Raw genomic sequence first — 20197 nt, 5'->3', positions numbered from 1 at the left:
GTGTGCGCGGCCTTGCGCAGCAAGGAGTGTGCAGCAAGACCAACATCAACAGGGACTCTTCCCCGGCGCGTTGACCAACCTGTGGCCACACCCTCACAAATCGATCAGGTGCTCAGGCGATCGTGCGCGGCAGTCGCAGGCTGAGCAGCGCCGTCAGCGCCACCCCGGCCAACTGGACCAGCAGCGTCGTCACCAGGGCGTCCCGCATGCCCGCCCCGGGGACGAGGGAGAGGAACAGCGTGCCCAGGGTCGCCACACCCAGCGCCAGTGCCGACTGCTGGGTCGTGATCATCACCCCGCTGCCCACGCCCGCCCTGGCCGGCGGCACCTCGGACAGCACGATCCGGAAGACCACGGGGAGTTGCAGGGCCTGGCCCGCGCCGGCGATCGCCGCACCGGGGAGCAGTTCGAGGAGACCGAGGTCCGGCCAGGAACGCCAGGCGGTCACGGCGATCAGGCCCACGCCCACCCCCTGGATCGCCGCACCGGCGGTCACCACCCGGGTGCCGAACCGGGCCACCAGCCGAGGACCGGCCAGCGACACGAAGAAGAACGCCACCGCCATGGGCACCAGTGCGAGACCCGCCCCGACCGGGCCGAGCCCCGCACCCTGCTGCAACGCCACCGCGATCACGAACATGAAGCCGCTGAAGCCGATCGAGAACGGCACGATCAGCAGCAGACCCCGGCGCAGGGACAGCAGTCCGAACAAGCTCGGCGGCACGAGGGGCGTACGGCCCGCCCTGTCCGCCCTGCGCTCCACCGCGTAGAACGCCGCCGCCACCAGCGGGAACGCCGCCAGAGACAGCCACGTCCACAGCGGCCAGCCCGCCGCCCGGCCCTCGGTGAGCGGGGCCAGCAGCGTGAGCAGGGCGGCGGCGAGCAGGACCGTGCCGGGGCCGTCGAGCGGCTCCGGGCGCTGGGAGCGGGTCTCCGGGACCGCGCGGGTGGCGAGGAACAGGCCGACCAGGACGACGGGCACGTTCACCAGGAACACCGAGCGCCAGCCGGTGCCCCAGATGTCCGCCGCGACCAGGACGCCGCCGAGGATCTGCCCGGCGACCATCGACAGACCGGCCGTCGCGCCGTACAGACCCATGGCCTTCGCTCGGCGCCGGCCCTCGGTGGCCGCCTGGATCGTCGCGAGCACCTGCGGCAGCATCGCCGCCGACGCCGCGCCCTGCGCGACCCGCGCGGCGACCAGTGTCCACGCGCTGGGCGCAAGACCGCACGCCAGCGAGGTCAGCCCGAAGGCCGCCATGCCGCCGAGGAACAGCCGGCGCCGGCCGAACAGGTCGCCGAGCCGCCCGCCGAGGACGAGCAGCACGGCGTACGCCAACCCGTAGCCCGCGACGACGAGTTCGAGCACGGCCTCGCTCGCCGCGAGGTCATGGCCGATGGTGGGCAGGGCCACGTTGACGATGAAGAAGTCGATGAGGGGCAGTGCCGCGGCGAGCAGCACCGTGAACAGGCCGAGGCCGCCGAGCGAGGGTGTTGCCGCGGTGGCCCGGTCGGCCTTGCGTGAGGTGATGGTTTCGGTCACGCCCACCAGGCTGGTGCGCTGCGCAGGCTGGTACCAGAGTGTCCTTATCCTGGTAGCAGAACCACCTGGAAACAGGGTCCGGGAAGCGGCAGGCTGGAGGCATGACGACCATGGCCCAGGAGATGACGGCGACCGCGGACGGCTCGCACGGTACTGCCGCGTCGGCGATCCGGCGCCATGAACTGGCCGCCTTCCTGCGCCACCGCCGCGAGCACATCACCCCCGAGCAGGTCGGCCTGCCCCGCGGCACCCGGCGCCGCACACCCGGCCTGCGCCGCGAGGAGGTCGCGCAGCTCGCCGCGGTCGGGGTCACCTGGTACACCTGGCTCGAACAGGCCCGTGACATCCAGGTCTCCGTCCAGGTCCTCGACGCCCTGGCCCGCACCCTGATGCTCGACCCCAGCGAGCGCTCCCACCTCTTCCAGCTGGCCGGCGCGGTGGACCCGACACCGGCGACGGCCTGCCCGTCGGTGACACCCGCGATGCGCGCCGTACTGGAACAGCTGGAACCGTATCCGGCGTGCCTGCAGAACAGCCGGTACGACATCCTCGCCCACAACCGCACCTACGGCCTGCTGCTGTGCGACCTGGAGGCGGTGCCGCCCGAGGACCGCAACTGCATGATCCTCTCCTACACCCACCAGGACTGGCAGTCCTCGATCGTGCATCTGGAGGAGACCCAGCGCCTCATGGCCGCCCGCTTCCGCGCCGCGATGGCCGGCCACCTCGGCGAACCGGCCTGGAAGATGCTCCTCAAGCGGCTGCGCACGGAGTCCCCCGCGTTCCGCGAGGTGTGGGAGCGCCACGAGGTGGTGTCCCACCGCAGCAAACGCAAGGAGTTCCTCAACCACCATGTGGGCCGCATCCTGGTCGACCACACGGACCTGTGGCTGAGCCCGGACGTGGGCCCGAGGATGGTGACGTACGTACCGGCGGACGAGGAGTCGCGGAAACGGCTGGAGAAGCTGCACGCGATCGCGTCCGAACGGTGAGCCTCGGGCGGGGCAGAACTGCTCGGCCCGCCCGAGGCTCAGGCGAAGTGCGGTGCTACACCATGACGTTGGTGACGACGTAGTACAACGCGTACAGGACCGCGGGCAGTGTCCCCACAAGGCCTGCGATGGACGCGATCACCACGGGCAGTCGCTGCGTCGCCCTCAACGCCCTGGCGAGATAGCCCACCAGCACGAAATAGGCCAGGGTGACTACAACTCCAGCCAAAAGCCACATAGATGGATCGCCGGCTTGCATGACAGCATTCTTCTCCCTTGCGACAGTGCCCAGTCCGGATACGCGACGCAACCGCGGCAAGGGGAACCGGAATGGGCCCTGGCATGGGAGCCCGAACCACTCGCAGCATCGTGGCGCGTGGCATGACGGTAGCTCAAAGAGGCGTGAGTGGGCCAGAGTTGGCCAGAAGAGCGAAGACGAGCTGGGGTCCCGGGATGCCAGTCCCGGGAATCCCCGGCTCAAGTCAGGCCCGGACTGGGCAAGTCACGGAGCGCTGCTGCGCAGAGAGTGCCAGGCCGCAATAAACGAACGATATACGCGCGCTAAACGTGCTGATAGCCTGCTGCCCAGGGAGGCGACCATGGACGGTGTGCCACGCACGCCGGAGCAGCGGCGTCCCCACGCGCAGGAGCCGACGGACCGCCTGCCGCGCACCGGGGCGCTGCGGTTCAGCGTGCTCGGTCCCGTCAGAGTCTGGCGCGGCGCGGAGCAGCTGTCCACCGGCTCCCCGCAACAACGCGCCCTGCTCGCGGCCCTGTTGCTGCGCGAGGGCCGTACGGCGACCGCGGCGGAGCTGATCGACGCCCTGTGGGGCGAGGAGCCGCCTTCTCAGGCGCTGGCGGCGGTACGGACGTATGCCTCCCGGCTGCGCAAGGTGCTGGACCCCGGAGTCCTGGTGAGCGAGTCGGGCGGCTACGCGGTGCGCGGCCTGGCCGAGGGCGCGCTGGACCTGGCTGTCGCGCAGGAGCTGGCGGCCCGGGCGGAGCAGGCGCGCAACGCCGCGGACCTGCGTCGTGCCGGGGAGGCCCTGTCGCAGGCGCTGACGCTGTGGGACGGGGAGGCGCTGGCGGGCGTACCGGGCCCCTACGCGGAGACACAGCGGGCGCGGTTGGAGGAATGGCGCCTCCAACTCCTGGAAGCCCGCCTCGACATGGAGCTCGAACGAGGGCAACTCGCCCAGGTGGTGGGGGAGTTGACCGCGCTGACGGCGGCGCATCCGCTGCGCGAGCGGCTGCGGGAGCTGCTGATGCTCGCGCTGTACCGCAGCGGGCGTCAGGCGGAGGCGCTGGCGGTCTACGCGGACACCCGGCGGCTCTTGGCCGATGAGCTGGGCGTGATCCCCCGAGCGGGCCTGCAGGAGTTGCAGCAACGCATCCTCGAGGCGGACCCCGGACTGGCCACCTCGTCCACCCCGAAGCCCGAGTCGACGCCCGTGCGACCGGCGCAACTCCCCGCGACCGTCCCGGATTTCACCGGCCGTGCCGCCTTCGTCGACGAGATGACCGACGCATTGGCGTCGCCCGACGGCCGGGTGATGCCGGTGTCGGCGCTGGCGGGCATCGGCGGCGTGGGCAAGACGACGCTCGCGGTGCATGTGGCGTACCGGGCGCGCGCGGCCTTCCCCGACGGGCAGCTCTACGTCGACCTCCAGGGCGCGGGCCCGAAGTCGGCGGAACCGGCGACGGTGCTGGGCTCCTTCCTGCGGGCCCTCGGCACCGCGGACTCGGCGATCCCGGACTCCCTGGAGGAGCGGGCCGCGCTCTACCGGTCCGTGCTGGACGACCGGCGGGTGCTGGTCCTGCTGGACAACGCCCGTGACGCCGCCCAAGTACGCCCGCTGCTGCCGCCGACGGGTGCCTCCGCGGCGCTGGTGACGTCGCGGGTGCGGATGGTGGACCTGGCCGGGGCGCATCTGGTGGACATGGATGTGATGTCCCCCGACGAGGCGCTGTCCCTGTTCACGAAGATCGTGGGCGAGGAACGGGTCGCGTCCGAGGGGGAGGCCGCGCTGGACGTGGTCGCCGCGTGCGGCTTCCTGCCGCTGGCGATCCGCATCGCGGCATCCCGTCTTGCGGCCCGGCGTACCTGGACGGTTTCCGTGCTCGCCGCCAAGCTCGCCGACGAACGGCGCCGGCTGGACGAGCTCCAGGCCGGGGACCTCGCGGTGAAGGCCACCTTCGAGCTGGGGTACGGCGCCCTGGAGCCCGCCCAGGCACGGGCCTTCCGGCTGCTGGGCCTGGCCGACGGCCCGGACATCTCGCTGGCCGCGGCGGCCGCGGTGCTGCATCTGCCGGTGGACGACGCGGAGGACCTGCTGGAGTCCCTCGTCGATACGTCGTTGCTGGAGTCGGCGGCGCCCGGCCGGTACCGGTACCACGATCTGGTGCGGCTTTACGCGCGTGCGTGCGCGGAGCGGGACGAGCAGCCGCCGAACGAACGGGACGCGGCCCTGGCGCGGTTGCTGGACTTCTACCTGGCCACGGCGGCCGGGGTGTACGCGATCGAGCGACCCGGCGACCGGCTCGTCGACCACCTGGAGCGGACGGAGTACCCGGGGCTGGAGTTTCCGGATCGCGATGCGGCGCGGGACTGGCTCTACGCCGAGGCCGGCTGTCTCCTCGCCACCGTCCGGCAAGCGCCCGCGACAGCGCGCCTGCGCAAGAAGGCCGACCTGTTGCTCGCCACGCAGGATCTGGCGGAGTCCGGAAACGCCGTCACGCTCTATCAATCGGCCGCCCTCGCTCTTCGTGACGCCTCGGTCCACGTGGGCGACAAGCACGCCGAGGTACGGGTGCGCGCCATCCTCGCTCGCGCCCACTCCCTGGCCGGCCGTTTCCGGGACGCCGACGAAGAGGCACGTGAGGCGCGAGCACTCTGCGCATCCGTCGACGACTCCTGGGTCACCGGAGATGTGCTCAACACCAGCGCGGGCATCGCGCTGCACAACGGTCGTGACACGGAGGGCGAGACCTACCTTCGCCAGGCCATCGACAGCTCCCGGTCGAACGGTGACGAACCGGCTCTGGCGATGGCGCTGGCCGGTCTCTCTCGCATCCACCGGATGACGGGACGGGAAAGCAGCGCCGTCCTCCTCGCCAGGCAGGCCGTCGAGATCAGGGATCGCCTCGGCCACGCCCTCCCTGGAGCCGGCGCCCGGTATGCCCTCGGGATGGCACTGGCGGCGACCGGATCGACGAGCGAGGCGATGAATGTCCTGGTGGAGGCGCTCGACGTCTTCCGCGACAGCCGGCAGCGGTTCTGGGAAGGGATGACGCTCGCGCGCATCGCGGAGACGCACCTGGCCATGGGATCTCTGCGAGAGGCGGCGAGCGCGGCGGAGCGCTCACTCGCCGTGCTGCCAGGAACCGCGGGAGAGGGGCAGCGCGCCCACACGCTGACCGTCCTCGGCCGGGCGCTCCAGGGAATCGGCCAGACCGACCGGGCCACCGCATGCTGGATCGAGGCTCAGGCCGTGTACGAGGAACTCGGGTCCAGTGAGGCGAAGGCCGTACGCGAGCTTCTCGGCGGTCGGACACAGCCGAGTGCCTACGCCTCCTGAGTCACCCGTTGCGTCGGCTGCCCCTCACACACCGGCCCTCGCGGCTTCGCGCACCTCCGCCGAGTCCAGCCGCTCAGCCGTCCGTTCGGCCGTGCGCCGCGCCCACCGCCCACTGGTCAGCGCGCCCACCACGAGGACCGTGAGCCCACACCCGGTGAGAATCCACCAGCCGGGCACGGCGGCGGAGACGAACGTGTCCTTGTACGACGACGCCCCCACCCCGGCAGCCAGCACCGCCCCGATCACCGCCACCCCCAGCGTCTGCCCCAGCTGACGACTGGTGGAGGCGACGGCGGCCGCGACCCCGGCCTGGGCCCGTGGCATCCCCGACACCGCCGTATTGGTGATCGGCGCGTTCACGAACCCGAAGCCGATACCGAACAGCACATACCCGAGCATCAACGTGACATTGGACGTCTCCGCCTCGAAGACGGCGAACAGCGCGCAGCTGGTCGTCATCGCGACGCCCGCGATCAGCAGCGGCAGCCGCGGCCCCCGGTTCCCCACCAGCCGCCCCGACAGCGGGGCACACAGGAACATCGGCGTCGCCATCGGCAGCATCCACAGGCCCGCGTGCAGGGCGTCGAGGCCCCGCACATTCTGCAAATACAGGGTCGACAGGAACAGGAACCCACCCAGTGCGGCGAACGCGCCGATCGCGATCACCGTGGCCCCGCTGAACGGCGCCGAACGGAAGAATCGCAGGTCGATGAGGGGTTCGGCACGGCGCGGCTCGTACCGGAGGAGGCCGAGCAGGGCCGCCGCCGCGACCACCGCGAACGGCAGCACCGACGTGAAGCCGGCGTTCGGCGCCTCGATGATCGCGTACGTCAGCGCGCCGAACAGCGCGATCACCAGGAGCTGGCCGACCGGGTCCAGGCGGCGGGCCCTGGGGGCCCTGGACTCGGGGACGAAGCGGAGGGTGAGCAGGAGAGCGGTCAGGCCCACCGGCAGGTTGACCCAGAAGATCGCGCGCCAGTCCACCGCGTCCACCAGCAGACCCCCGACCAGCGGTCCCGCGGCCATCGATATCCCGACGACGCCACCCCAGACACCGATCGCGCGGGCGCGCTCGCGCGGGTCCGTGAAGGTGTTGGTGATGATCGACATCGCGACCGGGTTGAGCATCGACCCGCCCACGGCCTGCACCATCCGGAAGACGATCAGCGAGTCGAGAGTCGGTGCGACGGAGCACAGGGCCGAGCCGATGGTGAACAGGATCAGGCCGGTCATGAAGACGCGTTTGCGGCCGATCCGGTCCGCCGTGGAGCCGGCCAGCATCAGCAGCGAGGCCAGCACGAGGGTGTACGCGTCGATCGTCCACTGCAGACCCGACGTGCTCGCGCCGAGGTCGCGCTGCATCGCGGGGAGGGAGACGTTGAGTGCCGTGGTGTCGAGGCTCACGATCAGCAGGCTCATGCAGCAGATCGCGAGGACCAGCACGCGGCGGCGTGGGCTGAGCTCCGGCATTCTTGAATAGTACGCCTAACTAATGAATTTCGCCGCACCCGGTCCGGTACGTGAGAATGGGGGAATGCCCACGACCGCCTCGCCCCTGCAGATCGGCTCGCACACCGTCCAGCCGCCCGTCGTCCTGGCCCCCATGGCCGGGATCACGAACGCGCCCTTCCGCACCCTGTGCAGGGAGTTCAGCGGCGGCAAGGGACTGTTCGTCAGCGAGATGATCACGACCCGGGCGCTGGTCGAGCGCAACGAGAAGACCATGCAGCTGATCCACTTCGACGCGACCGAGAAGCCGCGCTCGATCCAGCTGTACGGCGTCGACCCCGCCACCGTCGGCAAGGCCGTCCGCATGATCGCGGAGGAGGACCTCGCCGATCACATCGACCTGAACTTCGGCTGCCCGGTCCCGAAGGTGACCCGCAAGGGCGGCGGCTCCGCGCTGCCGTTCAAGCGGAACCTGCTGCGGGCGATCCTGCGGGAGGCGGTCAGCGGGGCCGGTGACCTGCCGGTCACGATGAAGATGCGCAAGGGCATCGACGACGACCACATCACCTACCTCGACGCCGGACGGATCGCCGTCGAGGAGGGCGTCACCGCCATCGCGCTGCACGGCCGCACCGCCGCCCAGCACTACGGCGGCACCGCCGACTGGGACGCCATCGCGCGGCTCAAGGAGCATGTGCCGGAGATCCCCGTGCTCGGCAACGGCGACATCTGGTCGGCCGAGGACGCGATGCGGATGGTGCGCGAGACCGGCTGCGACGGGGTCGTGGTCGGGCGCGGCTGCCTGGGGCGGCCCTGGCTGTTCTCGGACCTGGTCGCGGTCTTCGAAGAACGTACGGAAGCCCGTGCCGGAGGCACTGATGGATGCAGTGCACGGCCGACCCTGCGCGAGGTCGCCGACATCATGGTCCGGCACGCCGCACTGCTCGGCGAGTGGATCGGCGACGAGGCACGCGGCGTCATCGACTTCCGCAAGCACGTCGCCTGGTACCTCAAGGGCTTCGCGGTCGGCTCCGAGATGCGCAAGCGGCTCGCCATCACCTCCTCGCTCGCGGAACTGCGCGGCGGCCTGGACGAGTTGGACCTCGACCAGCCCTGGCCCACCGGCGCCGACGGCCCCCGCGGCCGTACGTCCGGCAACAACCGGGTGGTGCTGCCGGACGGCTGGCTCAAGGACCCGTACGACTGCGCCGGGGTGAGCGAGGACGCGGAGCTGGACACCTCCGGCGGCTGAGGGTTACTGCGACGCGCTCGGCGTCGAGCCGTACGCCGTCAGGAACCGGTCCCGGAAGGAGTCCATCTTCCACACGGGGGCCTTGGACGCGGGCTGGAGGCCGTCCGTCCAGTTCCAGTCGGCGATCTTGTCCAGCACCTTCGGGTCCTTCGCGACGATCGAGATCGGCACGTCCCGGCTGGCCCTGACGCCGCTGACCCGGGACATCGGCTGGTGGTCGCCCAGGAAGACGAGGACGGTGTCTTCGGTGCCGTAGCGCTCCAGCCACTGGGTGAGGCTGGTGACGGAGTACGAGACGGACTTGCCGTACTCCTGCTTGGAGCGGGTGGAGTCGGAGATGATGTCCGCCGGCTTGACGCCCGCCTTCTGGATGGACTTGAAGACCGAGCCGTCACCCAGGTCGTCCCAGTCGACCAGCTTCGGGATCGGCGCCCAGGGCTGGTGGCTGGACGTCAGGATGATCTCCGACATCAGGTCCTTGTCACGCTTCTTGCCGTGCACCTGGCGCTGGAAGGCCTCCAGGGCGTACTGGTCGGGCATCGTCGACCAGCTGAACTTCGGTCCCTTGTAGCCGAGTTGGAAGGCGTTGTAGACCTTGTCCAGGCCGTAGTACTTCTGCTCCGGCCAGCTCTTCTGCACGCCGGGCATCACCCCGACCGTGTCCCACTCGCCGGTCTTCTGGAAGACCTTGGTGAGGCTGAGGTGGTCGCTGGCCATGACCGTGCGGTAGCGCTGCTGGTTGTCTATCCACAGGCCGGACAGGGTGGTGGAGTGGCCCAGCCAGCTGTTGCCGCCGAACGTCGCCGACGTCAGCCAGCCGCTCTTGGCGTGGAAGCCGGCCTTCGCCAGCGCCTCGGCGCTGCTGTCGAGCGTGCCGGTGACGCCGGGGGCTATCTCGGGGTCCTCGATCGCGCTGCGGCCGTAGCTCTCGATGAAGGTGAAGATGACGTCCTTGCCGCGCAGGTCGGGGACGAGCTGGGCGGGCGGGGTGCCGCCGAATGTGTCGGCCTTCGCGTCCTTCGCGAACTGCGCCTCGTCGCGCAGGGTGTCCATCGCCCGGCGGGCGTGCACCTTGACCACGCCCGCGGTGTGGTCGGCGGCGATCGGCACGCCGGCGATCTGGAGGCCGAACGCCGTGCAGGTGATCCAGACGGTGCCGGCGATCAGGGCGCCCTTGGACGCGTCCGCCTTGTGCCGGGCCAGGAGGTTGGCGACGTGGACGGTGGCCAGGGCGACGAGGGCCGTCAGGAGTACGGCGAGGAGTATGGCGCCGATCGTGAGCAGCACGGTGGTCGTGTCGCCCATGGAGTCCTCCATGTACGACGTCGCGTCGTCGAGGAGTTCCCAGTCCAGGACGATGTTGAAGTGCCGGCCGAGGTATTCGTTGAAGCCGATGTCCAGCAGGCTGAGGAGGGTGAGGGCGCCCAGGGCCGCGCCTGCTGTGGCCGCGGTGATGATGCGGGGGCGGCGGGGGAGGCCGAGGAGGACCGCGGCGCCGATGATCGCCTCCGCGGGGAGGCGGGTGAACTCTCGGAGCCTGAGGTTGCCGAGGGTGTTCGGCATCTGGAGGCAGAGGTAGATGAGGGCGGCGGAGAGGAGGGTGAGGGTCCAGCGGAGGTAAGGGCGCCGGGGTGACTCGTCCTCGGCTCCGCCTTCGGCCGACGTGCTCCCATCCGCACCACCCGTGGCACTTTCGTCGTCGGGTGCGGGTGGCCCCTGCGGGGGCTCGTCGCCGCCGGCGGCCGCGGGTTCGCCGGGCGTGTCCTCAGCTTCGCCTTCGGCCGGTTTGCTCCCTCCCGCACCACTGGTGGCACTTTCGTCGTCGGGTGCGGGTGGCCCCTGCGGGGGCTCGTCGCCGCCGGCGGCCGCGGGTTCGTCGGGCGTGTCCTCGGCCAAGTCATCGTTCGTACCCGGCAATTGACGAAAGCGCGTGAAGACAGGCACCCGAAGGTCCTTCCGTGCGAGGCCCCTGCTGGAGTGGTGTGGCGGGCCGCGCTGGGGAGGCTGGGGGCCCGCCATCTCCACGTACGGTCCCACCTCGGCCTTTGTTCACCCACTCCGCCCCAGCGCTGGGCAAACACCCGGCAAACCCCAGGCCAACAGGCCCACGACGGTCGCGCGCCGATGGCGAAACGCGTCCCGCAGGGGTTACTTGCACTGAAGCCGGTCACTCGCCGACGGCGGATGCGCCCCGCAGGGGCGACCTGCACCGGGGCCGTCGCTCGCGGACCGGTGAATGCGCCCCGCAGGGGTTACTTGCACTGAAGCCGGTCACCCGCCTTCGGCGAATTCGCCCCGCGGGGCCACCCGCACCCGGCGACGAAAGTCGCACGGGTGGTGCGGGTGGGAAGACGAATCCGCCGAAGGCGGAGCCGGGCTACGCTCCGCCCACCGCCGTCAGCAGCGCCAGCGGTGCCGCCGCCGACCGGGACTCGCGCTCGCACGCATGCGGGTACGGCACCGGCTCCGCATGGGTGTCGCGGCCGTACCCCGCCAGAACCTCCGGCAGCCGGTGCCCGGTCGTCGTCGCCGCGTCGACCAGCGCGTTGGCCACCGTGCGAGCCTCGTCGTGCAGGCCGTAGCGGGCCAGGCCCAGGGTGACCAGGGCGTTGTCGTGCGGCCAGACCGACCCCCGGTGGTAGGACAGGGGATGGTAGGCCGGTTGCCCGGAGGCCAGCGTGCGGACGCCCCAGCCCGAGAAGAAGTCCGGCTCCAGCAGCCGGCGCCCCACCAACTCGCCGTACTCCTTGTCCAGCAGCCCGGACCACAGCAGATGCCCCGCGTCGGACGCGAGCGCGTCCACCTGGCGGCCCGCCCCGTCCAGCGCCAGCGCCGGGAAGGAGTGCTCCGGCATCCAGAAGTCCCGCTGGAACCGGTCGCGCAGATCGGCCGCCGCCTGTTCCAGGAGCGCCGCGTACGTCCCGTCCTGCCACACCGTACGGGCCAGCCACGCCGTGCGGCGCAGGGCGTCGTACGCGTACCCCTGGGCGCCCGCCGCCATCACCGGGCCGGCCGGACGGGTGCCGTCGGAGGAGCAGATGGCGCCGGGGGAGTCCTTCCAGTTCTGGTTCGCCAGGCCGCCCTGGTCGGCGCGGTAGACCAGATAGCCGCGGGTGGTGAGGCCGCCGTGGTTCAGCATCCAGCCGATCGCCGCTCGGGCGTGGGGCTCCAGGCGCTGGGCCAGATCTACCTCGCCGGTCTGCTCCACGTACGCGCCGAGCAGGATCAGGAACAGCGGTGTCGCGTCCACGGAGCCGTAGTAACGGCCGTACGGCACCTGCCCGAAGTGCGCCAGCTCGCCGTGCCGGACCTCGTGCACGATCTTGCCGGGCTGCGAGACCGCGTCGGCTCCCGTCCGGGCCGTCGCCTGCGTGGCCGCCAGCGCGGGGAGGGTGGCCGCGGCGAGCCGGGGCCGGTAGGGCAGGGCGAAGAGCGAGGTGAGCAGGGCGTCTCGGCCCAGCAGCGTCAGGAACCAGGGGGCGCCGGCAGCCGGTACGCGGAGTTCCTCGCCGTCGGGGCCCGTCGCCGGGACCTGGAGCGCGGCCAGGTCGGCCAGGCCGCGCGCACAGGCCGCGGCGAGCTCGGGCCAGCCCGTCGGGAAGGCCACGCCCTCGACGAACTCGCCTTCCTGGGCGAGGAGTTGGGCGGAGAGGGAGGCGGGGGAGCGGGGTACGCGCAGGGCCCGTTTGTCGCCGTGCGGGCGGGCCATCACGCGCAGGGTCAGCTCCGCCGTGCCGTGCGGTGCGAGATCCAGGGCCCAGACCAGCCTGCGGGCACCGGTCCCGGTCTCCTCGACGGCGTCGGGCGCGGGTTCGGCCGTCACGGTCGTCACCGAACGCCACTCGCCGCGCCGGTAGCTGAACTCCACGCCGTGGTCGAGGACCTGACGGTGGCGCTTGGCGCCGGACTTGGCGTAGGTGCGGTGGTCGGAGCGCAGTTCGAACTGGTCGGTGAAGTCGGCGTCGGCCGTCAGCGCGAGCCGGATCGTCGTCGGCACCGGACGGTTGCTCGTCACCCGGATCTCGTCGATGAACGAGCCGTCACCGACGGCCTGTTCGCGGAAGAGCGTGTACGCCGGAGGCTCGTCGCGCCCGCCGCGCGGGACCAGCACACAGCGTGCCGTGTCACCGTCGGCCACCGGCGAGAGCGTCTCGGGCACCGCTCCGTCCACGGTGAGCTGCCAGCGGCTGAGATGCCTGGCGTCGCGTACGAATAACCCCTCCGGAGAGCCGGCGGCCCGTACGCCGCTGATGTCGCCGGCGTCGCCCACGGCGGCGAACGTCCCCCCGTACACGAGCAGATGATGACGATCCGTCATCCCCGGTTCCCTCCCTTGGAGTCCATGGGTTGCTTGAAGTCGTGCGGCAGACCGAAGTCGTGCGCCAGATCGGAGCCGTGCGGTAGATCAGAGCCGTGCGGCAGATCGGAGCCGTGCAGCAGATCGAGCGTGAGCGCCGCCGTCCAGCTGAAGCGCGTGGTGCCGCAGCCCTCGCCGGTGTACGGATCGACGTACTCGGCGAAGTCGGAGGCGACGGCGAGGTCGAGCATCGCCTCGCGCAGGGCGTCGGCACGGTCCCGCTCGCCGTGTGTGCGCAGGCCCCGCTCCAGCAGCCAGCCGGTGTTGAACCAGGCCGGGCCCCGCCAGTAGCGGTGCGGGTCGAAGGCTTCGCCCAGGAGGTCGTACGACGGGACGAGGCGGGTCGAGCGGCCGAGGCCGAAGTGCGGGCCGTGCGCCGTGCGGACCAGGGCGGCGGCGATGTCGCGCGGCAGCGTGGGCAGCAGGAGCGGGATCAGGCCGCTGACGCCGCGCTCGGGGATCAGCTCGCCCGCCCGCACGTCGTGGCAGAGGAACATCCCGCTCGCCGGATCCCACATGCGCTCGATCAGCGCCGACGTCAGGCGTTCGGCGCGGGCGTGCCGGGCCGTGCCCGTCGCCCCCAGCTCCCGCGCGATGCCGGCCAGCGCGTGCTCGGAGGCGATGAGCAGGGCGTTGAAGGCCGGGTCCTCGACGGCGAACAGCCCCGGCCCGTCCGCGTACCGGCCGTCCCGGTAGTCCGCCGCCAGCCGCACATAGCGCCCGTAGTCCAGATCCGTCGGCCGGTCCTCGGCAGCCCCGTGGTCGAGGTCGGCGCGGCGGAAGGAGCGGGTGGGCGCGGGCGGGACGCGGTGCAGGGGCGCGTCCCAGCACGGGCTGTTGTCCATACCCTGTTCCCAGGGGTGCACGACCGAGGCGAGGCCGGCGCCGCCGAGGTCGCGCCGGTGCAGCAGATAGCGGTGCCAGGCGGCCAGGCGGGGATACACCCGGGAGAGGAAACCGCGTGCCCGGGACAGCCCCGGGTCGGCGCGGTGCACCAGCCAGGCGGCCAGCGCGTGCACCGGTGGCTGCACGATGCCGGAGGTCTGTACGGTGCGCGGGGCGCCGGCGGGCCGTCCGGCGGTCGAGGAGCGCCAGAAGTCCGGGCTCGGGAAGTAGGCGTCGAGCGGCACGGAGGGGTTGAAGACGATGTGCGGAATGCGCCCGTCACCCCACTGGGCGTCGAGCAGTGTCTCCAGTTCCGTCTGTGCCCGTAACGGCGAGACGTGCCGCAGGCCGATCGCGATGAACGCCGAGTCCCAGGACCACTGGTGCGGGTACAGACCGCGCGAGGGCACCGTCGAGGTGCCGGTCCAGTTGGCCTCCAGCACGCGGGCGGCCCCGGCATGCGGGGAACCGGCCTCCGGCGGCGGATCGTATGCAATGTCACGGTCCGCGCGGAGGGCGGTGAGTTGGGCAGTGCGATCCACTCGGGACTCCCCGAAAAGACGTCCGGCCGACCGGTTCGGTCGGTGCCACCATAGAGTTACGTCCAGTTAACACGCAAAACCCAATATGTAATGCAAGCTTGAGAAACACAAGGGGGTGTGCATGAGCGCACGGGGTCAGGCGAGCGCCGGGGAACTGCTCGAGCTGGTGCGGAGCGGACGGGCCGTCACACGCGGAGCACTTCAACAGGCCACCGGGCTGTCCCGTGCCACCGTCGGCCAGCGTCTCGACCGCCTCTTCCGGGCCGGCTGGCTGCGCGAAGGAGCCGGCGGTCCGGTGGACTCCCCGCTGGGCGGGCGCCCTTCCATCACCCTGGAGTTCGACGACGCCCACGCCGTCGTCCTCGCCGCCGACCTGGAGACCCGGCACGCGCGTGCCGCCGTGCTGTCGCTGACCGGCGAGATCCTCGCCGAGCACAGCGGCACCCTGGTCGTCGAGGACGGTCCGGAGGCGGTCCTGGGCGACCTCGGGCGCTGGTTCGCCGAGCTGCTGGTGAAGGCCGGGCGGCCGGCCGAGGAGGTGTGCGGCATCGGGCTCGCGGTGCCGGGTCCGGTGGACAGCGTGACCGGCCGGGTCGTCCAGCCGCCGATCATGCCCGGCTGGGACGGCTACGACATAACGGGCCGGCTGGCGCGGGCCTTCGGCGAGGAGACCGGTGCCGCCGCTGTGCCGGTCCTCGTCGACAACGACGCCAACCTCATGGCCTACGGCGAACAGCGCACCGGATACCCAAACTGCTCCGCCTTCGTCCTGGTCAAGGTGTCGACCGGTATCGGAGCCGGAGTCGTCGTGGACGGCTCGGTCTACCGGGGCATCGACGGGGGCGCCGGCGACATCGGGCACATCCGGATCGGCGCCGACGCGCTGTGCCGCTGCGGCTCCTACGGCTGTCTGGCCGCCGTGGCCTCCGGCCGTGCCGTGGCCCGGCGGCTGGCCGAGGACGGGGTGCCCGCGGCCTCCGGCTCGGACGTACGGGATCTGCTCGCGGCCGGGCACCCGGGGGCGGCCGCGCTGGCCCGGGAGGCCGGGCGGCAGGTCGGGGACGTACTGGCGACCGTGGTGACGCTGCTCAACCCCGGAGTGCTGATGATCGCCGGGGACCTGGCCGGGACGGCCTTCCTCACCGGGGTGCGGGAGCTGCTGTACCAGCGGGCGCTGCCACGCTCCACCGCTCATCTGGACGTGGTGACCTCGCGGCTGGGGGAGCGGGCCGGGCTGATCGGGGCCGGGGCGCTCGTCGTGGAGCATCTCTACGCACCCGAGCGGGTCGAAGATCGGCTGGTCGCGCTGGGTGTGTGACAGCCGCGTTTCCGTTTCGAGGACCGGTCCGCATGGTGAAATCCCGTCGGCTGTGGCAGCGTGATTCTCGCCACCCTTGATAAGGGTTGCGCTCAGATGAGCGGATCTTGAGCGGCTGCACTTCTCCAAGGGGTGGCACTGGGTGCCACCCCTTGATCGTTCATCGATCGAAATCAAACGTGCGGTAAGGCCGCTCATACGAGCAAGAAACCGCACCTGTCGACGCTCTTGCGTTCAAGAAGTGAAAACATCAGCCCGTCACGGCTTGCCAAGCCTTGACTTTCGATCCACTGGCGGACGGGTGGTTACAGGCGCATGACGCGTGAGTAGACGTACCCAGGCGCCTTCGATCTGGGTATGTTCCTCGCCGTCAGGGCAGCCACCACGTCCTCGAGGGAGTCGAGACCGTGTCGGAAAACAAAGATCCCCACGTAGCGAAGTTCGTTTACGACTTCACCGAGGGAAACAAGGACCTCAAGGACCTCCTGGGTGGCAAGGGCGCCAACCTCGCCGAGATGACCAACCTGGGGCTTCCCGTTCCCCCGGGCTTCACGATCACGACAGAAGCCTGCAAGGTCTACCTCGACAGCGGCGAGGAGCCCGCGGCACTGCGTGACGAGGTGAGTGCGCACCTCGACGCCCTTGAGTCCCGCATGGGCAAGAAGCTCGGCCAGGCCGACAACCCGCTTCTGGTCTCGGTCCGTTCCGGCGCCAAGTTCTCCATGCCCGGCATGATGGACACGGTTCTCAACATCGGACTCTCCGACAAGTCCGTGAAGGGCCTCGCCGAGCAGGCCGGCGACGAGCGGTTCGCGTGGGACTCCTACCGCCGCCTCATCCAGATGTTCGGCAAGACCGTCCTCGGTGTCGACGGCGACCTCTTCGAGGAGGCCCTCGACAAGGCCAAGGAGGCCAAGAAGGTCACGGTCGACACCGACCTGGAGGCCGCCGACCTCAAGAAGCTGGTCACCGCCTTCAAGAAGATCGTCAAGAAGGAGGCCGGCCGGGACTTCCCGCAGGAGCCGCGCGAGCAGATGGACCTCGCCATCGAGGCGGTCTTCAACTCGTGGAACACCGACCGCGCCAAGCTGTACCGCCGCCAGGAGCGCATCCCCGGCGACCTCGGCACGGCCGTCAACGTCTGCTCCATGGTCTTCGGCAACCTCGGCCCGGACTCCGGTACGGGCGTCGCCTTCACCCGTGACCCCGCCTCCGGCCACCAGGGCGTCTACGGCGACTACCTCCAGAACGCCCAGGGCGAGGACGTCGTCGCGGGCATCCGCAACACCGTGCCGCTCGCGGAGCTGGAGTCGATCGACAAGAAGTCGTACGACCAGCTGATGCAGATCATGGAGACGCTGGAGAACCACTACAAGGACCTCTGCGACATCGAGTTCACGATCGAGCGCGGTCAGCTGTGGATGCTCCAGACCCGCGTCGGCAAGCGCACGGCGGGCGCTGCCTTCCGTATCGCCACCCAGCTCGTGGACCAGGGCCTCATCGACGAGGCGGAGGCGCTCCAGCGCGTCAACGGCGCCCAGCTCGCGCAGCTGATGTTCCCCAAGTTCGACGAGGAGGCGAAGGTCGAGCAGGTCGGCCGGGGCATCGCGGCGTCGCCGGGTGCGGCGGTCGGCAAGGCCGTCTTCGACTCGTACACCGCGGTCAAGTGGTCGCGTTCGGGCGAGAAGGTCATCCTGGTCCGCCGGGAGACCAACCCCGACGACCTGGACGGCATGATCGCGGCCGAGGGCATCCTCACCTCCCGCGGCGGCAAGACCTCCCACGCGGCCGTCGTGGCGCGCGGCATGGGCAAGACCTGCGTCTGCGGCGCGGAGGAGCTGGAGGTCGACACCAAGCGCCGCCGCATGACGGTCCCCGGCGGACACGTGGTGGAGGAGGGCGACGTCATCTCGATCGACGGGTCCTCCGGCAAGGTCTACCTGGGCGAGGTCCCGGTCGTCCCGTCCCCCGTCGTGGAGTACTTCGAGGGCCGGATGCACGCGGGCGCCCAGGACGCCGACGAGCTGGTCGAGGCGGTCCACCGCATCATGGCCTTCGCGGACCGCAAGCGCCGGCTCCGTGTCCGGGCGAACGCGGACAACGCCGAGGACGCGCTGCGTGCCCGTCGCTTCGGCGCCCAGGGCATCGGCCTGTGCCGCACCGAGCACATGTTCCTCGGTGAGCGCCGCGAGATGGTCGAGAAGCTGATCCTCGCCGACACCGAGGCGGAGCGCGAGTCGGCCCTCTCGGAGCTGCTGCCGCTGCAGAAGAAGGACTTCGTCGAGCTGTTCTCGGCGATGGACGGCCTGCCGGTGACGGTCCGTCTCCTCGACCCGCCGCTGCACGAGTTCCTCCCCGACATCACGGAGCTCTCGGTCCGCGTGGCCCTGGCGGAGTCCCGCCAGGAGCCCCACGAGAACGAGCTGCGCCTCCTCCAGGCCGTCCACCGGCTGCACGAGCAGAACCCGATGCTGGGTCTGCGCGGCGTACGCCTGGGCCTGGTCATCCCCGGCCTGTTCACGATGCAGGTCCGCGCGATCGCGGAAGCGGCCGCCGAGCGCAAGAACGCCAAGGGCGACCCGCGCGCCGAGATCATGATCCCGCTCGTCGGCACCGTCCAGGAGCTGGAGATCGTCCGCGAGGAGGCCGACCAGGTCATCGCGGAGGTCGAGGCGGCGACCGGTACGAAGCTGAAGCTGTCGATCGGCACGATGATCGAACTCCCGCGCGCCGCGCTGACCGCCGGTCAGATCGCCGAGGCGGCGGAGTTCTTCTCCTTCGGCACGAACGACCTCACCCAGACGGTGTGGGGCTTCAGCCGCGACGACGTGGAGGCCTCGTTCTTCACGGCCTACCTGGAGAAGGGCATCTTCGGAGTCTCCCCCTTCGAGACGATCGACAAGGACGGCGTGGGTTCCCTGGTGAAGCTCGCCGCCGAGGCCGGCCGCGCCACCCGCCCCGACCTCAAGCTCGGCGTCTGCGGCGAACACGGGGGCGACCCGGAGTCGGTGCACTTCTTCCACGAGGTCGGCCTCGACTACGTCTCCTGCTCGCCGTTCCGCATCCCGGTGGCGCGCCTGGAGGCGGGCCGCGCGGCCTCCCAGTCGGTGGGCAGCGACCACCGATAGCCGACACGGCCGAAATACTCCGGAGTCGTCGCCCGTCCCCGACCCTCAAGACCGATGGGCGGCGACTCCGGTGCACGAAAAGAGGGCGGCACCCTGTGCGGGGGTGCCGCCCTCTCCCGTATTCGGCTGTTGAGCGCGATGGAAGTTGGACGGCAACCCGTGATTCCGGCAACCCGGGGCGACGGCAGGGTTAAGAGGTGGGGTGGGGTGGTCCGGGGGCACAACCACCCGGATGTTCCCCCTGTCTGACGCGGGTGAAGTCAACATCCAATTCATCGAGCGTGGGGAAACCGAACACCATGCGCAGACGCGCCACTGCCGTCATCGCCACCGCCGCCGCCTTCAGTGCCGTCCTGGGGGTGGCCGCTCTCGCCGTGCCCGCCGCCGGGGCCGGTCAGGACGACGCGGGCACGAAGTTCTGGAACATCGATGTCAACCACAACCGTGACTACACCGTCGGCGTCGCGGCCGCACAGAAGAGGGTGTTCTCGGTCTCCGCGACGGTCACCGACCCCTCCGGCGTCCAGAGCGTGTCGTACGAACTGTGGCACGGGCAGGACCGGGCGACGGCCGACGGAGTCCTGACCGCGGGCGCTCACTGCTCGAAGCTCAACGAGATCACCTCCTACTGCGAAGCCCTCGTGACCGCCGACCCGAACGTCAACCTCCGCAGCAACGCCCTCGCCGGTGTCTGGACCATCACCCCCGTGGCCACCGACGGCGCCGGCAACGTCACCCGCGGGGACGGCGCCTACCTCGCACGCATCAAGCGCCAGACCTATGTGTCCCAGACCGTCGCCACCCCGCAGTCGGTGACGAAGGGCAAGAACCTCACGGTCAAGGCCCGGATGACCGTCGCCGGCTGGGAGACGCGCAAGGACGTGCCCCTCATCGGGCACCAGGTGCTGCTCCAGTACCGCAAGGGCACGAGCGGCCCCTTCGTCACGCTGAAGAAGATCAAGACCGACCGCAACGGCTGGGCCACGGCCACCGTGCCGGCGACGGCCGACGGCGCCTACCGCTACGACTTCGCGGGCACGAGCCTCACCACGCCCACGACCGGCTGGGCCGACTTCGTCGATGTGAAGTGAGCCGGGGCCGGTGAAGTGCCCGCCCGCCGCGACCGCGACCGCGGCGGGCGGGCACCGAGGCA

12 protein-coding genes are annotated in these 20197 nt (G+C 70.8%); 6 read left to right on the top strand and 6 right to left on the bottom strand.

Annotated features, from left to right (window positions below; genetic code table 11):
• Window positions 1-112: 112 nt before the first annotated feature.
• Window positions 113-1543 (bottom strand): MFS transporter, encoded by a 1431-nt coding sequence (locus tag ACFPQ9_RS24075; protein ID WP_380856823.1) that lies wholly within the window; start codon window positions 1541-1543, stop codon window positions 113-115.
• 101 nt (window positions 1544-1644) lie between these two features.
• Between ACFPQ9_RS24075 and ACFPQ9_RS24070 the strand changes: the two genes are divergently transcribed.
• Complete coding sequence (locus ACFPQ9_RS24070; RefSeq protein WP_380856820.1) at window positions 1645-2535, top strand: helix-turn-helix transcriptional regulator; 891 nt, start codon at window positions 1645-1647, stop codon at window positions 2533-2535.
• A 55-nt stretch (window positions 2536-2590) separates the two neighbouring features.
• Here the strand turns inward: ACFPQ9_RS24070 and ACFPQ9_RS24065 are convergent, their stop codons facing one another.
• Window positions 2591-2773 carry a hypothetical protein gene (locus ACFPQ9_RS24065; RefSeq protein ID WP_380856817.1) on the bottom strand — a complete coding sequence of 61 codons (183 nt, stop codon included), beginning with the start codon at window positions 2771-2773 and terminating at the stop codon, window positions 2591-2593.
• A 361-nt stretch (window positions 2774-3134) separates the two neighbouring features.
• Between ACFPQ9_RS24065 and afsR the strand changes: the two genes are divergently transcribed.
• Complete coding sequence (gene afsR, locus ACFPQ9_RS24060) at window positions 3135-6113, top strand: SARP-family global regulator AfsR (RefSeq protein WP_380856814.1); 2979 nt, start codon at window positions 3135-3137, stop codon at window positions 6111-6113.
• 24 nt (window positions 6114-6137) lie between these two features.
• On the opposite strand, the gene ACFPQ9_RS24055 is transcribed toward afsR, so the two are convergent.
• A complete protein-coding gene (locus tag ACFPQ9_RS24055) occupies window positions 6138-7583 on the bottom strand; it encodes an MFS transporter (protein WP_380856811.1) in 1446 nt (481 codons plus the stop codon).
• A 64-nt stretch (window positions 7584-7647) separates the two neighbouring features.
• On the opposite strand from ACFPQ9_RS24055, the gene dusB reads away from it, so the two are divergent.
• Window positions 7648-8814: a tRNA dihydrouridine synthase DusB gene (gene dusB / locus ACFPQ9_RS24050; protein WP_380856808.1), complete on the top strand. Its 1167-nt coding sequence runs from the start codon at window positions 7648-7650 to the stop codon at window positions 8812-8814.
• 3 nt (window positions 8815-8817) lie between these two features.
• On the opposite strand, the gene ACFPQ9_RS24045 is transcribed toward dusB, so the two are convergent.
• The 3 genes from ACFPQ9_RS24045 to ACFPQ9_RS24035 all read right to left on the bottom strand — a co-directional run bounded on the left by ACFPQ9_RS24045 (window position 8818) and on the right by ACFPQ9_RS24035 (window position 14598).
• Window positions 8818-10377, bottom strand: a complete 1560-nt coding sequence (locus ACFPQ9_RS24045) for an alkaline phosphatase family protein (RefSeq protein WP_380858629.1) — start codon at window positions 10375-10377, stop codon at window positions 8818-8820.
• Between the two features lie 814 nt (window positions 10378-11191).
• Window positions 11192-13132 (bottom strand): amylo-alpha-1,6-glucosidase, encoded by a 1941-nt coding sequence (locus tag ACFPQ9_RS24040; RefSeq protein ID WP_380856805.1) that lies wholly within the window; start codon window positions 13130-13132, stop codon window positions 11192-11194.
• On the bottom strand, window positions 13129-14598 hold the full coding sequence (locus ACFPQ9_RS24035; RefSeq protein ID WP_380856802.1) for an MGH1-like glycoside hydrolase domain-containing protein: 1470 nt from the start codon (window positions 14596-14598) through the stop codon (window positions 13129-13131). Before ACFPQ9_RS24035 ends, ACFPQ9_RS24040 begins: the two co-directional genes overlap by 4 nt.
• A 121-nt stretch (window positions 14599-14719) precedes the next feature.
• Between ACFPQ9_RS24035 and ACFPQ9_RS24030 the strand changes: the two genes are divergently transcribed.
• The 3 genes from ACFPQ9_RS24030 to ACFPQ9_RS24020 all read left to right on the top strand — a co-directional run bounded on the left by ACFPQ9_RS24030 (window position 14720) and on the right by ACFPQ9_RS24020 (window position 20135).
• Window positions 14720-15916, top strand: a complete 1197-nt coding sequence (locus tag ACFPQ9_RS24030) for an ROK family transcriptional regulator (RefSeq protein ID WP_380856799.1) — start codon at window positions 14720-14722, stop codon at window positions 15914-15916.
• A 407-nt stretch (window positions 15917-16323) separates the two neighbouring features.
• On the top strand, window positions 16324-19044 hold the full coding sequence (ppdK, locus tag ACFPQ9_RS24025) for a pyruvate, phosphate dikinase (protein WP_380856796.1): 2721 nt from the start codon (window positions 16324-16326) through the stop codon (window positions 19042-19044).
• Between the two features lie 299 nt (window positions 19045-19343).
• Window positions 19344-20135, top strand: coding sequence for a hypothetical protein (locus ACFPQ9_RS24020; protein WP_380856793.1), 792 nt, complete (start codon window positions 19344-19346; stop codon window positions 20133-20135).
• Window positions 20136-20197: the final 62 nt, after the last annotated feature.

The sequence above is a fragment of the Streptomyces coerulescens genome, assembly GCF_042657965.1.
GTDB lineage: Bacteria > Actinomycetota > Actinomycetes > Streptomycetales > Streptomycetaceae > Streptomyces > Streptomyces coerulescens.
This window is presented reverse-complemented; position numbering and strand designations above follow the sequence as displayed.

Excerpts from the sequence above, each read along its gene's own strand:
- ACFPQ9_RS24030 (WP_380856799.1), top strand. The coding sequence starts at position 14,720 with ATGAGCGCACGGGGTCAGGCGAGCGCCGGGGAACTGCTCGAGCTGGTG.
- ACFPQ9_RS24070 (WP_380856820.1), top strand. The coding sequence starts at position 1,645 with ATGACGACCATGGCCCAGGAGATGACGGCGACCGCGGACGGCTCGCAC.
- ACFPQ9_RS24020 (WP_380856793.1), top strand. The coding sequence starts at position 19,344 with ATGCGCAGACGCGCCACTGCCGTCATCGCCACCGCCGCCGCCTTCAGT.
- afsR (WP_380856814.1), top strand. The coding sequence starts at position 3,135 with ATGGACGGTGTGCCACGCACGCCGGAGCAGCGGCGTCCCCACGCGCAG.
- ACFPQ9_RS24065 (WP_380856817.1), bottom strand. The coding sequence starts at position 2,773 with ATGTGGCTTTTGGCTGGAGTTGTAGTCACCCTGGCCTATTTCGTGCTG.
- ACFPQ9_RS24055 (WP_380856811.1), bottom strand. The coding sequence starts at position 7,583 with ATGCCGGAGCTCAGCCCACGCCGCCGCGTGCTGGTCCTCGCGATCTGC.
- ACFPQ9_RS24040 (WP_380856805.1), bottom strand. The coding sequence starts at position 13,132 with ATGACGGATCGTCATCATCTGCTCGTGTACGGGGGGACGTTCGCCGCC.
- dusB (WP_380856808.1), top strand. The coding sequence starts at position 7,648 with ATGCCCACGACCGCCTCGCCCCTGCAGATCGGCTCGCACACCGTCCAG.
- ACFPQ9_RS24045 (WP_380858629.1), bottom strand. The coding sequence starts at position 10,377 with ATGCCGAACACCCTCGGCAACCTCAGGCTCCGAGAGTTCACCCGCCTC.